General features: G+C 74.1%; 10 protein-coding genes. 4 read left to right on the top strand and 6 right to left on the bottom strand.

The window, feature by feature from the left end; translation table 11 throughout:
- Window positions 1-18: 18 nt before the first annotated feature.
- From sucC to OG392_RS22325, 5 genes are all read right to left on the bottom strand, one after another.
- Window positions 19-1,197 carry an ADP-forming succinate--CoA ligase subunit beta gene (gene sucC / locus OG392_RS22345; RefSeq protein WP_329282126.1) on the bottom strand — a complete coding sequence of 393 codons (1,179 nt, stop codon included), beginning with the start codon at window positions 1,195-1,197 and terminating at the stop codon, window positions 19-21.
- A gap of 487 nt (window positions 1,198-1,684) precedes the next feature.
- Window positions 1,685-2,872, bottom strand: a complete 1,188-nt coding sequence (locus OG392_RS22340) for a VWA domain-containing protein (RefSeq protein WP_443055089.1) — start codon at window positions 2,870-2,872, stop codon at window positions 1,685-1,687.
- A gap of 119 nt (window positions 2,873-2,991) precedes the next feature.
- On the bottom strand, window positions 2,992-5,370 hold the full coding sequence (locus OG392_RS22335; protein WP_329282122.1) for a DUF5682 family protein: 2,379 nt from the start codon (window positions 5,368-5,370) through the stop codon (window positions 2,992-2,994).
- Window positions 5,370-6,524, bottom strand: a complete 1,155-nt coding sequence (locus OG392_RS22330) for an ATP-binding protein (protein WP_329282119.1) — start codon at window positions 6,522-6,524, stop codon at window positions 5,370-5,372. The genes OG392_RS22335 and OG392_RS22330 overlap by 1 nt, the downstream gene beginning before the upstream one ends.
- Window positions 6,525-6,631: 107 nt before the next feature.
- Complete coding sequence (locus tag OG392_RS22325) at window positions 6,632-7,045, bottom strand: hypothetical protein (protein WP_329282117.1); 414 nt, start codon at window positions 7,043-7,045, stop codon at window positions 6,632-6,634.
- Window positions 7,046-7,207: 162 nt separating this feature from the next.
- Between OG392_RS22325 and OG392_RS22320 the strand changes: the two genes are divergently transcribed.
- Window positions 7,208-8,563 carry an SWIM zinc finger family protein gene (locus OG392_RS22320; protein ID WP_329282115.1) on the top strand — a complete coding sequence of 452 codons (1,356 nt, stop codon included), beginning with the start codon at window positions 7,208-7,210 and terminating at the stop codon, window positions 8,561-8,563.
- A gap of 38 nt (window positions 8,564-8,601) precedes the next feature.
- A complete protein-coding gene (locus tag OG392_RS22315) occupies window positions 8,602-10,374 on the top strand; it encodes a DUF5691 domain-containing protein (protein ID WP_329282113.1) in 1,773 nt (590 codons plus the stop codon).
- 181 nt (window positions 10,375-10,555) lie between these two features.
- On the opposite strand, the gene OG392_RS22310 is transcribed toward OG392_RS22315, so the two are convergent.
- Window positions 10,556-10,963, bottom strand: a complete 408-nt coding sequence (locus tag OG392_RS22310) for a cobalamin B12-binding domain-containing protein (protein ID WP_187623423.1) — start codon at window positions 10,961-10,963, stop codon at window positions 10,556-10,558.
- A gap of 327 nt (window positions 10,964-11,290) precedes the next feature.
- On the opposite strand from OG392_RS22310, the gene OG392_RS22305 reads away from it, so the two are divergent.
- The gene (locus OG392_RS22305) at window positions 11,291-12,052 is read left to right on the top strand and encodes an esterase/lipase family protein (protein ID WP_329287392.1); all 762 of its coding nucleotides are present in this window, start codon (window positions 11,291-11,293) and stop codon (window positions 12,050-12,052) included.
- Between the two features lie 222 nt (window positions 12,053-12,274).
- Window positions 12,275-13,936: a M23 family metallopeptidase gene (locus OG392_RS22300; RefSeq protein WP_329282111.1), complete on the top strand. Its 1,662-nt coding sequence runs from the start codon at window positions 12,275-12,277 to the stop codon at window positions 13,934-13,936.
- Window positions 13,937-13,954 lie beyond the last annotated feature (18 nt).

Here is a 13,954-nt window from a genome sequence, read left to right as displayed (position 1 = left end):
TGTGCTTGACCTCGTCCCTTACTTCGCAGCCGCGAGCTCGGCGGCCTTGTCGGCCGCGCCGTCCATGGTGTCCACGCGCTGCACGAGCGGGTGGTTCGCGTCCGACAGGATCTTGCGACCCAGCTCCGCGTTGTTGCCGTCGAGGCGCACGACCAGCGGCTTGGTGACCTCTTCGCCCTTGGAGGCGAGGAGCTCCAGAGCCTGGACGATGCCGTTGGCGACCTCGTCACAGGCGGTGATGCCACCGAAGACGTTGACGAACACGGACTTGACGTCCGGGTCGCCCAGGATGATCTCCAGGCCGTTCGCCATGACCTCGGCGGAGGCGCCGCCACCGATGTCGAGGAAGTTGGCCGGCTTCACGCCGCCGTGGTTCTCACCGGCGTACGCGACGACGTCCAGGGTCGACATGACCAGACCGGCACCGTTACCGATGATGCCGACCTCGCCCTCGAGCTTGACGTAGTTGAGGTTCTTGGCCTTGGCGGCAGCCTCGAGCGGGTTGGCTGCGGCCTTGTCCTCGAGCGCCTCGTGGCCCGGCTGGCGGAAGTCGGCGTTCTCGTCGAGAGACACCTTGCCGTCCAGGGCCAGGATGCGGCCGTCCTTGGTCTTCACCAGCGGGTTGACCTCGACGAGGAGCGCGTCCTCGGCGACGAAGGTGTCCCACAGGGTCACCAGGGCCTCGGCGACACCCTCGGCCACGTCGGCCGGGAACTTCGCCAGGGCCACGATCTCGCGGGCCTTCTCGATGTCGACGCCGTCGACGGCGTTGACCGGGACCTTCGCGAGGGCCTCGGGGGTCTTCTCCGCGACCTCCTCGATGTCCATGCCGCCCTGCACCGACGCCATCGCGAGGAAGGTGCGGTTGGTGCGGTCGAGGAGGTACGAGACGTAGTACTCCGCCTCGATCTCCGGGGACAGCTCGGCGATCATCACCTTGTGGACCGTGTGGCCCTTGATGTCCATCCCGAGGATGTCCGTCGCACGGGCGACGGCCTCGTCCGGGTTCGCCGCCAGCTTGACGCCGCCGGCCTTGCCGCGGCCACCGACCTTCACCTGCGCCTTGACGACCGACTTGCCGCCAAGACGCTCGGTGGCCTCGCGCGCCGCCTCAGGCGTGTCGATGACTTCACCGGCCAGCACCGGTACACCGTGCTTGGCGAAGAGGTCCCTCGCCTGGTACTCGAACAGGTCCACGCGCGTCCGTCCCTTTTCTGATGATCGCGGTTCGTTGTCTGCGTGGGCGTGCCGCGAAGGGCAACGTGACTGCGCTGTCACAAGGGAGGCGCACACGGTGACCGTGGACGCGGCATGTCCGTCTCGCAGGTTATCGCCGAGGGGCGCGGGTCCCTAAATCGCAGATCACAACAGAGCGGTGATACGGGTCACAGGTTGTAGGGGCCACGGGGTCGGCCGTAGGGGGCGGGGGGTGGCGCCGTACGGCGTGCGCGGCAGGCGGGGCACGGCCTCCCGGCCCCTCACGACGCGCCGGGAAGACGGGTGAGGGCCGTTCCGAGGCAGGTGTGATATGGGACTCAGTGGGGTCCGGGACACCCGTGCGGGTGGTCCGGCGACGACGAATTCCGCACCCCGGCCCCGGGCAGACGGAAGCGGCGGAGCGAGGCGGCCGGGCCGTCCGGCATGCCGGTCAGACCCGGTCGGCCGGTCAGGCCCGGTCGGCCGGTCAGACCGGGGGTATCGGCAGCGGGCGCTTCTCCAGGGCGGCGGCCATGATCTCCGGGAACAGGTCGGGGGTGCAGGCGAAGGCCGGGGCGCCGAGCGCGGCGAGGGCCGCCGCGTGGTCGCGGTCGTAGGCCGGGGCGCCCTCGTCGGAGAGGGCGAGCAGGGCGATGAACTGGACGCCGGAGGCCTTCATCGCCGCGACCCGCTTCAGCATCTCGTCGCGGATGCCTCCCTCGTACAGGTCGCTGATGAGGACGACGACGGTGTCGGCGGGCCGGGTGATCTTCGACTGGCAGTGGGCGAGGGCGCGGTTGATGTCGGTGCCGCCGCCGAGCTGGGTGCCGAAGAGGACGTCGACGGGGTCCTCGATCCGGTCGGTCAGGTCCACGACGGCGGTGTCGAAGACGACGAGCCGGGTGGCGATCGACCGCATGGAGGCGAGTACGGCGCCGAAGACGGAGGCGTGGACCACGGAGGCGGCCATGGAGCCGGACTGGTCGACGCAGAGGACGACCTCCTTCCGTATCGCCCGGGAGGCACGCCCGTGGCCGATCAGCCGCTCGGGGACGACCGTGCGGTGCTCGGGCAGCCAGTTCTTGAGGTTGGCGCGGATCGTCCGGTCCCAGTCGATGTCCCGGTGCCGGGGGCGGCTGATCCGGGCGGAGCGGTCGAGGGCGCCGGTGAGGGTCGCGCGGGTGCGGGCGGCGAGGCGCTTCTCCAGATCGTCGACGACCTTGCGCACGACGGCCCGCGCGGTCTCCCTGGTCGTCTCGGGCATGGCCTGGTGGAGGGAGAGCAGGGTGCCGACGAGATGGACGTCCGCCTCGACGGCCTCCAGCATCTCCGGCTCCAGGAGCAGGGTGGCGAGGCCGAGGCGGTCGATCGCGTCGCGCTGCATGACCTGGACGACGGAGCTGGGGAAGTACGTCCGGATGTCGCCGAGCCAGCGGGCGACGGAGGGGGCGGAGGCGCCGAGCCCGGCCGAGCGGTCCCGTCCGGTGCGGTCGCCGCCCTGGTTCCCGCGGCCGTAGAGCGCGGTGAGCGCTCTGTCCATGGCTGCGTCGGTGCCGGTGAGCGCACGGCCGGTGCCGTCGGCCTCCCCGCCGCCGAGGAGGAGCCGCCAGCGGCGCAGCCGCTCGTCGTCCGGCGCCTCCCCGGTGTGCGCGGGCGCGGCCGGGCCGGTGGTCACGTCGGCGGTGGGGTGCCCGGTGGCGGCGGCGGACGTGCCGGTGGTGGCGGCGGCGATGGACGTGCCGGTGGTGGCGGCGGCGATGGACGTGCCGGTGGTGGCGGCGGACGTGCCGGTGCTCATACGAGGGCCTCCGTGCCGAGGACGAGATGGAGGAGGGGCAGGACGGCGTCCGCCCGGTCCCGGTCGGTGGTGGGCGCGAAGCCGGGGACTCCGGGGGTGGTGTGCCCGGGGCCGCCGGCCCGGGGACCGCGGGCGACCAGTTCGCCGAGGGTCCGGCGTACCCCCGGCTCGTATCCGGAGAAGGTGCGCCGCAGCAGCGGCAGGACATCGGTGAACGCCTCCGCCGGGACGCCCGTCAGCCAGTCGTCGACCAGTCCCAGGAGACGGTCGTCGTGGACCAGGAGCAGTCCGCCGCCCGAGGCCCCGCCGGCGAAGCCGTCGATCCAGGAGGCGGCGTCGGCGGGCGAGGTGCCGGGCGAGAGGGCGCGGCTCATCAGGAGGGCGGCCTCGTCCGCGGCGAGCCGGCCCTCGTCCAGGAGGAGCCGGGCGGCGCGGCCCCTGAGGATGCCCGGGATCCGGTCGCGGTCGGCGAGCCGGCGCAGGACGCCGGCCCAGCGGTCGGTCAGCCCGTCGGCTCCGGGGAGCAGTCCGAGGGCCTGGTGCACCTCGTCGATCCGCTCACGCATGGCGCCGGCCGCGTCGGCGTCGAGTCCCGTGCAGGCGGGCGGCAGGCCGACGCAGATCCGTTCGGCGAGGCCGGCGGCGACTTCGGCGAGGGCCGCCGTCCCGGTGCCCCGGACGTCGCCGTAGCGCAGGGAGCGGGCGAGGGCGGGGAGGGCCTGGGCGAGGCGGGCGACGTCGGTGTCGAGCGCGGCCCGGTCGGCGAGCGCCCGCATGACGACGGGGAGGGCGTCGGTGAGCCCGGCGAGCAGGCACTGCTCGGCGAGGGCGGTGATGTCGGCGAGGGCGTCGGCCGCCACCGCCCGGGATCCGGCCCGGGCGGTGGCGGCGGCCTCGACAGTGGTGCCCCAGACGCCGGCCTCGGCGACCTGGACGTGCAACTCGGGCTCCCAGCGCAGCCGCCAGCCCTCCCGGAAGGTGCCGGTGCCGGAACGGCCGGTGGCCGGTTCGCCCCAGCCGACGCCGAGGAGGCACAGCCGGTGCAGCAGTCGGCTGCGCTCCCCGTCCATGTCCTTGCGCAGGTCGAGATCGAGATCGCGCTCGGCGGCCTCGGGTTTGAGGCGCAGGGTGCGCTGACGGCGGGCCAGATCGCGCTGGAGGGGGACGGCTGGGGCGCCGGCCGGGACCTCGCCGAGGACGTCGCCGACGACGAGACGGTCCCGGACCAGGTCGAGCGGCACGTCGGAGCCCCCGCAGAGCACGGCGCGGACGGCGTCCGTCGTCTCGTCGAGGCCGGGGAGCGGGCGGCCGCGCAGGGCGGCGAGGGTGTCGGCGAGCCGGACGGCCTCGATGACATGGGCGGAGGAGACGAGGTGGTCCTCGTCCCTGAGGAGTCCCGCGACCTTGGTCATCCACCGCTCGACGGGCCGGTCGGGCGCGGCGAAGAGATGCGCGTACCAGCCGGGCGCCTCGATCCCGGCGCCGTACCCCGAGCGGCGGGCGAGCCTGCGGTGGGTCCAGGGGACCCAGGTCGTCTCGGCCTTCAACTTGGGCAGCCCCTTGAGCAGGGCCCGGTCGGCGGCGACGGTGGTCTTCCGGGTGAGGGCGGGGACGTGCCAGGCGCCGCAGACGACGGCGACGGCGTCGTCGCCGAACTCCTTGCGGGCTGCGCGCAGCCGGATCCGCATATGGGCCTCGCGGACGAGGTCGCGGGGGTGCCCGCCGTGCCCGTACGCCTCGCGGAGCGCGCCCATCGCCTCCGCGAGGGCTTCGAAGGGGGCGGTCGGGTCGTCGTCGCCGCGCAGTTCGACGACGTCCTCCCACCAGCGCTCGGCGTCCTCGTACCCGGCGACCCGGGCGAGTTCGGCGACCGGGTCGATCCGCGGGCCGCTCCCGGAGACCTCCTCCTCCCCGTCGTCCCAGGTGGGGTCGGCGGCGGCCAGGGTGTGGGCGGCGGGCAGGTCGATGAACCGGACGGCGGCGCCCCGGTCGAGGGCCCAGCGGATCGCGACCCACTCGGGAGAGAACGCGGCCATCGGCCAGAACGAGGCGCGGCCGGGGTCGTCCACGGCGTGGGCGAGCAGTGCGACCGGCGGTCGCATGCCGGGGTCGCCGGCGAGCTCCACGAGCGCGTCGGCCTCGGCGGGTCCTTCGACGAGCACGACGGCGGGATCGGCCGCCTCCAGCGCGGCCCGCACGCCCCGCGCGGATCCGGGCCCGTGGTGCCGCACCCCGAGCACGAGCGGCCCGCCGGCGCGGCCGCGTCCGGACGCGGCGACGGCCCGGGAAGCGGTGGCGGCAAGGGAGATCGAGGTGGTGGAGGGAGAGGTGTTGGTGGAGGGAGGGGTGGTCCCGGCCGTGGAGGCGGACGTCATCAGCTCACCTCGCGGCAGGCACGGTAGAAGTCCTTCCAGCCGTCTCTCTCCCTGACCACCGTCTCCAGGTACTCCTGCCAGACGACCCGGTCGGCCGCCGGGTCGCGGACGACCGCGCCGAGGATGCCCGCCGCGATGTCCGCGGGGCGGAGCACCCCGTCGCCGAAGTGGGCGGCGAGCGCGAGGCCGCCGGTGACGACGGAGATCGCCTCGGCCGTGGAGAGCGTCCCCGAGGGGGACTTGACCCGTGTCCGGCCGTCGGTGGTGACCCCGTCCCGCAGTTCGCGGAAGACGGTGACGACCCGGCGGATCTCGTCGACGCCGTCCGGGACGGCGGGCAGGGCGAGGGAGCGCCCGAGCTGCTCGACGCGGCGGGCGACGATGTCGACCTCGGCCTCGGGGGTCGCGGGCAGCGGCAGGACCACCGTGTTGAAGCGGCGGCGCAGCGCGCTGGAGAGTTCGTTGACGCCCCGGTCCCGGTCGTTGGCCGTGGCGATCAGGTTGAAGCCGGGGACGGCCTGCACCTCCTGGCCCAGCTCGGGGAGGGGGAGGGTCTTCTCGGACAGGATCGTGATGAGTGTGTCCTGCACGTCGGCGGGGATACGGGTGAGTTCCTCCACGCGCGCGGTCATGCCCCGCGCCATCGCCCGCATCACGGGGCTCGGCACGAGGGCGTCCCGGCTGGGGCCTTCGGCGAGCAGCCGGGCGTAGTTCCAGCCGTACCGGACGGCTTCCTCGGGGGTGCCGGCGGTGCCCTGGACGAGGAGGGTCGAGTCGCCGCTGACGGCGGCGGCGAGATGCTCGGAGACCCAGGTCTTGGCGGTGCCGGGCACACCGAGCAGGAGCAGCGCCCGGTCGGTGGCGAGGGTGGTGACGGCGACCTCGACGATGCGGCGCGGGCCCACGTACTTGGGTGTGATCACCGTCCCGTCGGGGAGTGTGCCGCCGAGGAGATAGGTGGCGACGGCCCAGGGCGAGAGGCGCCAGCGGGCGGGTCGAGGCCGGTCGTCGGCGGCGGCGAGCGCGGCGAGTTCGTCGGCGAAGGCGTGCTCGGCGTGCGGCCGCAGGACCTCGGTCACGGTCTGCGGCCGCCCCGGTCCGGTGTCCGTCTCGGCACCGGAACGGGGCTGCGCGATGGTTTCGGGCACGGGCATGGATCCCCCTCCAGATCGTTCGATCTGCTGTGGGATCCACCGTGCACCATGCCACTGACAATCGGATGTCGCCGCTGGTCAGGGGCTGTTGGAGCAGTGAGGGAGGGTCAGCCCGCGATCGGGGAGACGGCGACGCAGCCGCCGGCCATGGCCTGCTCGGCCTTGGCCTCCTTGATGACCTTGCCCTGGTAGACGACCTTGCAGGTGAGGTCGGCGGGGGTGAGCGAGACCGGCATGACGGCCGGCGGCATGATGCCCTTCAGCTTCACGGTCTTCTTCCACGGCGCGGCCGGCTTCTTCTCCGACTCGATCTTCGGCGCCATCGCGGTGCCGTCGCCCGCGTGGTAGTCGATCGACTCGATACCCGTGCCGGTGACCTCGTACGTGACCTCGTAGGTCTCGTTCACGGACTTGTCGACCTGGTCGACGGCCTTCTCGGCGGCCTCGGAGCAGGCGCCGAGGCCGAGGGCGAGGCCGGCGACGGCGAGGGCGGAGACGGCGGTGCGAACGGTGCGCTTCATACGGGTTCCCCCTGGACGGTTCGTGCGAGTCGGTTGAACCCGCCAGGAGAATGGTAAAGGAAGGGTAAAGCGCTCTGGTCTCCCGCCCTCTGCGCCCGCCCTCCCGCACGCCCGGGCCTCCGGGCCCGGGCGTTGTCAGTGGCGGCCTCTACCGTCGAGGACATGAATGCCATGGGGGTGCGCTGGACGGCTGAGCAGGTGCTGGCACTGGCTCCTGACGACGCGTCGCGCAGAGCGGGGAGCAGGCTCGGCACGGCCGGACCGTGGTCGGGCAGAGGCAGCGGCGAGGGCGCCGTCTGGGGTCTGTGCAAGGGCAGCGGCCGCGTGCCGTACCGGACGGTGGTCGACACGACGGGGCCCGCCTACCTGTGCGAGTGCCCGAGCCGCGCGCTCCCGTGCAAGCACGCGCTCGGGCTGCTGCTGCTCCAGGCCTCGGACGGGACGGACGGCGGGGAGAGCGGGGAGACCGTCGCGCCCGACTGGGCCGGGCCGTGGCTCGCGGCGCGCCGCGAGCGGGCCGGGAGCGCGGACGCGAGGTCGGGGTCCGGATCCGCCGGGGGCCCGGCCGATCCGGAGGCGGCGCGCCGCAGGGCCGAGCGGAGAGCCGCCCGGATCACCGCGGGCGCCGAGGAGTTGGAGCAGCGGCTCGCCGACCTGCTGCGCGGCGGCCTGGCGGCGGCGGAGCAGCGGGGGTACGGACTGTGGGAGGAGACGGCGGCCCGGATGGTGGACGCGCAGGCGCCGGGACTCGCTGGCCGGGTGCGGGAGTTGGGGGCGATACCGGGCTCCGGACCCGGCTGGCCGGTGCGGCTCCTGGAGGAGTGCGCGCTGACCCACCTCCTCGACCGCGCCTGGCTCACCGCCGACCGGCTGCCCGCCCCCTTCGCCACGACCGTACGGACCCGGGTCGGCCTCTCCGGCGCGGTCGGCGGCGTCCCGGTGCGCGACCACTGGCTGGTGCTCGCGCAGTACGACGCGGCCGACGCCCGGCTGACCACCCGGCGCATCTGGTTGCACGGCACGACGAGCGGGCGCACCGCGTTCCTGCTGTCCTACGGCGCCGCGGGGAGAGCCCCCGGGCTGGCGCTCCCGGTGGGCGCCGTGCTCGACGGCGAGCTGACCCCGCACGAGGGCTCGGGCCGGCTGCGCGCGGAGCCCGGCGAGCGGTTCGTCCCGGTCGAGGGTCCCGCCGCCCCGCCGCCGGGCGGCCCGGTGGGCTCGGCCCTCGACGCGTACGGCCGCGCGCTGCGCGAGGACCCGTGGCTGAACTCCTGGCCCGTGACGCTGAGCGGGGTCGTCCCCGCGCGCGCGGAGTACGGCTGGCAGCTCGCCGACGCGGACGGCCGCGAGGCGCTGCCGCTGACCTCCGCAGCCCAGTCCCGTCCCGGGCTCTGGCGCCTGGTCGCCCTGTCCGGCGGGGCCCCGGTGACCGTCTTCGGGGAGTGCGGGCACCGGGGGTTCACCCCACTCGCCGCCTGGTCCCGGGAGACCCCGGGAGAAACGGTCCCTCTCATATGACCCGCGCCCGCGGAGCACCGGCCGACCGGAGGACCCCGATGGAGACGGACACGACGATCCCGACGGCCGGCACGCCCCTCGTGGAGGAGGGCGGCGTCCGTGACGACGCCGGGGAGGACACGGACGGAGCCGACGACGCCGGGCAGGACACAGAAGCCCGGGAGGCCGGCGGCGCCCCTGACGACACGGACGGAGGCGGCGGCACGGACGGAGCGGACGGCGGCTGGGAGGAACTCGTCACCTCGGCCCTGCTCGGGACGGACCGCCGGGTGCCCGCCCGGCTCGCAGGGCTGCCGGGCGGCGAGCTGCCGGGCGCCCTGCTCGACGCCGCCGCGCTGCACACCGTACGGCGCAGGGCGGGACTGCGCCCCGGGCCCGCCGCCCCACCGCCGGAGCCGGCGCCCGAGGACCACCGCCGGCCGCTGCCCGGGGACGCGCGGCGGCGGCTCGACCAGCTGCTCGCCGGCCGGGCCGCCCCCTCCCCCTCCGGGCGGCGCGGGGCGGCGCCCGATCTGGCCGAACTCCTCCCGCAGTGGCTCGCCCTCGCCAACGAACGCGGCTACAAGGCACCGGCCGCCACCCTGCCCGCCCTGCTCGACGCGGCCCGGGCCCGCACCGATCTGCGGCCCCAGGCCCTTCTGCTCGCCGGGCCGCGCGGCCTGTGGCTGGCCCGGCTCAACCCCGAGTGGCGGTTCGCCCTGCGCGGCGCGGGCGCGGGCAGCTCCCTCCCGGACCCCGGGGACCGGGAGGGGGTGCGCGCCCTCTGGGACGAGGGACTGTTCGCCGAGCGCGTCGCCCTGCTCGGCGCCGTACGGACGGAGGACCCGGCGGCCGGTCTCGCCCTCCTCGCGTCCACCTGGTCCGCCGAGCGGGCGGAGGACCGGCTGATGTTCCTCGACTCGCTGCGGACCGGACTGTCCGGCGCGGACGAGGAGTTCCTGGAGGAGGCCCTCGGCGACCGCAGCCGCAACGTCCGCGCCACCGCCGCCGAACTGCTCTCCGCCCTGCCGGCCTCGGCGCTCGCGGGCCGGATGGCGGGCCGCGCGGTCACCTGCGTCGGTCTCGACCGGACGGCGGAGTCGCCCACGGTCACGGTGGAGGCCCCGCACGAGTGCGACTCGGCCATGCAGCGGGACGGCCTCGCGGCGACACCGCCCGCCGGCCGGGGCGAGCGGTCCTGGTGGCTGGGCCAGCTCGTCGAGGCCGCGCCGCTGTCCTGCTGGCCGCCGAGGTTCGGCGGGCGCGGCCCGGAGGAGATCGTGGCGCTGCCGGTCGCCGACGACTGGCAGGCCGAACTGCACGCCGCCTGGTGCCGGGCGGCCGTACGGCAGCGGGACGCGGCCTGGTCGCGGGCGCTGCTCGGCTCCCCGGCGATCCCGCCCGCGACGGGCCCCGGCACGTCGTCGCTGGCCGAGCGGGCCCAGCTCCTGTCGACGCTGCCGGCGGAGGAACGAGCCTGCTGGGTCGGGGCGTTCATCGTCGCCCACGGCCTGTCGGAGGCGTTCCAGCTGCTCGGTGTCTGCGAGGTCCCGTGGGCCGAGCCGCTCGGCGGGGCGGTGATCGACGCCCTCGACATCGCGCGGGAGGCGGGCAGTTACCCGTGGAGCTTCAGCGGGGTGATGGGGCTCGCGGAGCGCTGCCTCGCCCCGGAGGCGGCCCGGCAGCTGGAGTCCCTGACGGCCCGGCCCGAGGAGGCGGACGACATCTCCCCCGGCGCGGGCGGCTATTGGTCCGAGGCGTTCCAGCGCCTGGTCTCCACGCTGCGGCTGCGTGAGGCGATGAGAGCCGAACTCACGGAACCGGCCCCATAGCGCGACCCTCGTCGGGAGTCGGCCCGCCCTGAGCAGGCCACGCCCGGGTCCGGCCGCGGCGGTCGGATGGCGGCCCCGGCACGCCGAAGGGCCCTCCCGTACGGAAGGGCCCTTCGCAGCCTGCGGTACGTATCGCCGAAACGGGTGACACGGACTACGCGCGGTACACGGACGGCACGGGCTACGCGGCCACGCGGACGTTCGCGTTCACCCAGTCGACGATGGACGTGGTCGTCGCGCCCGGCGTGAAGATCTCCGCCACGCCCTTCTCCTTCAGCGGCGCGATGTCCCCGTCGGGGATGATGCCGCCGCCGAAGACCTTGATGTCCTCGGCGTCACGGTCCTTGAGGAGCTCCAGGACCTTCACGAACAGCGTGTTGTGCGCGCCCGAGAGGATCGAGAGGCCGATGGCGTCGGCGTCCTCCTGGATCGCGGTGTCGACGATCTGCTCGGGCGTCTGGTGGAGGCCGGTGTAGATGACCTCCATACCGGCGTCGCGGAGTGCCCGCGCGATCACCTTGGCCCCGCGATCGTGGCCGTCGAGACCCGGCTTGGCAACCACCACGCGGATCGGACCGGTCACACCCATCACTGCCTCCACATGCGACCCCCGCGCGTCTTTGCCGGGGAGGTGAACGAACGTTATCTCCAGCATCTCGCACCCGGCTGTTTCGCGGCGGCGAGCGAGGGGGAAATCACACGTGGGACATGTTCGCTCTGCGTCGTACCCCGCTTTCGGGCCCGCCCGGGCCCACCAGCCGCAAGCGGGGCACGCTCGCGAAGGGAGCCGCGACGAGGTCGCCGCGCCTCCGCGCCGCCGTCCGTGCGGCACGGGGGCGCGGCGCACCGGCGTACCGTCCGGCCCCACGTGCAGTTCGGGAGGTCGCCCGTGGAGTTCACCAAGGTCACCGCCCTGATGAAAGCCACCGCCCTCGAGCTCGCGATCCTCACCGGGCATCTCGTCCTCTACCCGTCCGGGATCGTGGCCGAGCGCCTCGCCCCCGTCCCGCCCCCGTCGGTCACCCCCGGCCGGCGCCCGGTCGTCCTGCTGCACGGTTTCGTCGACAACCGTTCGGTCTTCGTCATGCTGCGCCGCTCCCTCACCAGGAACGGCCGTGACTGCGTCGAGTCGCTCAACTACTCACCGCTCACCTGCGACCTGCGGGCCGCCGCCGAGCTGCTCGGCCGCCGGGTGGACGAGATCCGCGCCCGGACGGGACACGCCGAGGTCGACATCGTCGGCCACAGCCTGGGCGGGCTCATCGCCCGTTATTACGTACAGCGGCTCGGCGGTGACAGCCGGGTACGCACCCTGGTCACGCTGGGGACCCCGCACTCCGGCACGAGCGTGGCCCCGCTCGCCGACGCGCATCCGCTGGTGCGGCAGATGCGGCCCGGTTCGGAGGTCCTGCGGGAGCTCGCCGGGCCCTCGCCCGGCTGCCGGACCCGGTTCGTGAGTTTCTGGAGCGATCTGGACCAGATCATGGTGCCGGCGGAGACGGCGCGGCTCGACCATCCCGACCTGCTCGTGCACAACGTGCGGGTCAGCGGGATCGGTCATCTCGCCCTGCCGGTGCACCCCACGGTGGCCGCCGGGGTCCGGGATGCCCTCGACGCGGACGGTCCGGAGGCCCCGGGAGCGCGTGAGGAGGAGCCGGGCGCCACGTCCGTGGCGTGACACTCCGACACCGTTCTTCGAACGTTCCTCGAACACAAGGCCAAAGCTCTCTCCCTGAGCTGGCGAAACACGGCCGATTGCCCGTTTCCTACGGCCTCACCCACCGCCGAAGATTGTCGGCTGCGCATACCGCCGGGTACAGTCGCGCCACTGCTTACCCCCGGGACACCCTCGTCGGGCCCGCCCCGGACTGGTCCTGCTGCCGAGGCGAGAGAGACGTTGGTGAACGACCAGCACCCCCACGCCGGGTACGTCGGAGACGGCGCCCACTCCACCGGCAGTTTCGCCACAGACCCTCTCTTCGGCGCCTACGGCGACGGCGGGGCGGACCACAGCGGACAGTGGAACCTCGGCGGATACGACGTCACCGGCACGTACGGGACGGCGGAGCAGTACGGAACGACGACCGGGCAGTACGACGCGACGCAGTACGCCGCGACCGGTCAGTACGACATGACGGGGCAGTACGCCACCGCCGGGCAGTACGAGGCCACCGGCACGTACGACACGACCGGCCAGTGGGACACGACCGGGCAGTGGAACACCACCGGCGCCTACGACGCCACCGGCACGTACGGGACCTCGACCGGCACGTACGAGACGACGACCGGGCAGTACGACACGGCGGCCGCGCAGCACGGCGCCGCCCCCACGTACGACACGACCGGCCAGTGGGACGCCTCCGCCTGGACCGAGGCGCAGCACACCGGCCAGTACGAGACCCTCCACGCGGGCGCCTACACCGCCCAGGGCGCGTACGGCTACGAGTCGTACGACGCGACCGGACAGTGGGCCGCCCCCGCCTTCGCGACCGACACCGGCGCCTACGACGCGACCGCGTGGAACCAGAACACCCCGGAGGCCGAGCCGGTCGTCCCCCAGCAGTACACCCCGGGTCCCGAGCACACCGCGGAGTTCGCGTTCGAGTACGTCTCCGAGGCCGAGGCGGACCTCGACGACGCCGAGCCCGCCCACGACCGGGCCGCGTCCGAGGACCACGAGGACGACGAGGACCGTCACGAGGCCCGCGAGGCCCACGACACCGACCCCGACGACCAGCCCGCCGTCGAGGTCCGTACGGACTCCCCCCTCGCCGGCCGCCCCGTGCGCCGCTCCCCCAACGGCAGCCGCGGCCGCCGCCGTACCCCCGCCAAGCGCTCCGCGCTGCTGACCGTCGCCGTTCCCTCCGCCTGCGTCATGGGAGTCGCCGGCATCGCCGCCGCCTCCGTCGGCGGACTCACCGGAACCGGTGCCGACAGCACGAAGAAGGAAGACACGACCGCGCTCGCCGCCGCCGACCCGGCGTCCGTGAAGCAGGTCGCCGCCAACAACGCCCTCGACACGCAGCTCGCCGCGCTCAGCGCCGACGCCCGCGACTTCGGCGACCGCGCCAGCCGCACCCAGGAGCGCATCGACCTCAAGGCGCGCCAGGCGGCCGACAAGAAGAAGCGCGAGGAGGAGGCGGCCCGCAAGGAGGCGCTGCGTCCCAAGTACATGCTGCCGGTGGCACTCCACCGGCTCAGCGCACGCTTCGGCCAGTCCGGCGTCAACTGGATGTCCGTGCACACCGGAATCGACTTCCCCGTGCAGCCCGGCACTCCCGTGATGGCCGCGACGGACGGCACCGTCCGCACCCAGATCAACAGCGCCTACGGCAACATGGTGATCGTGACCGCGCCCGACGGCACCGAGACCTGGTACTGCCACCTCAGCAGCGCCAAGATCCGCTACGGCCAGGTGAAGGCCGGCGACGTCATCGCGTACTCCGGCGACACAGGCAACTCCACCGGCCCACACCTGCACTTCGAGGTCCGGCCGGGCGGCGGCTACGCGATCGACCCGCTGGCCTGGCTGCGCAGCCACGGTCTCGACCCGACCAGCTGATCGCCCCCATCCCTCACG

Source organism: Streptomyces sp. NBC_00691, assembly GCF_036226665.1.
Lineage (GTDB): Bacteria > Actinomycetota > Actinomycetes > Streptomycetales > Streptomycetaceae > Streptomyces.
This window is presented reverse-complemented; position numbering and strand designations above follow the sequence as displayed.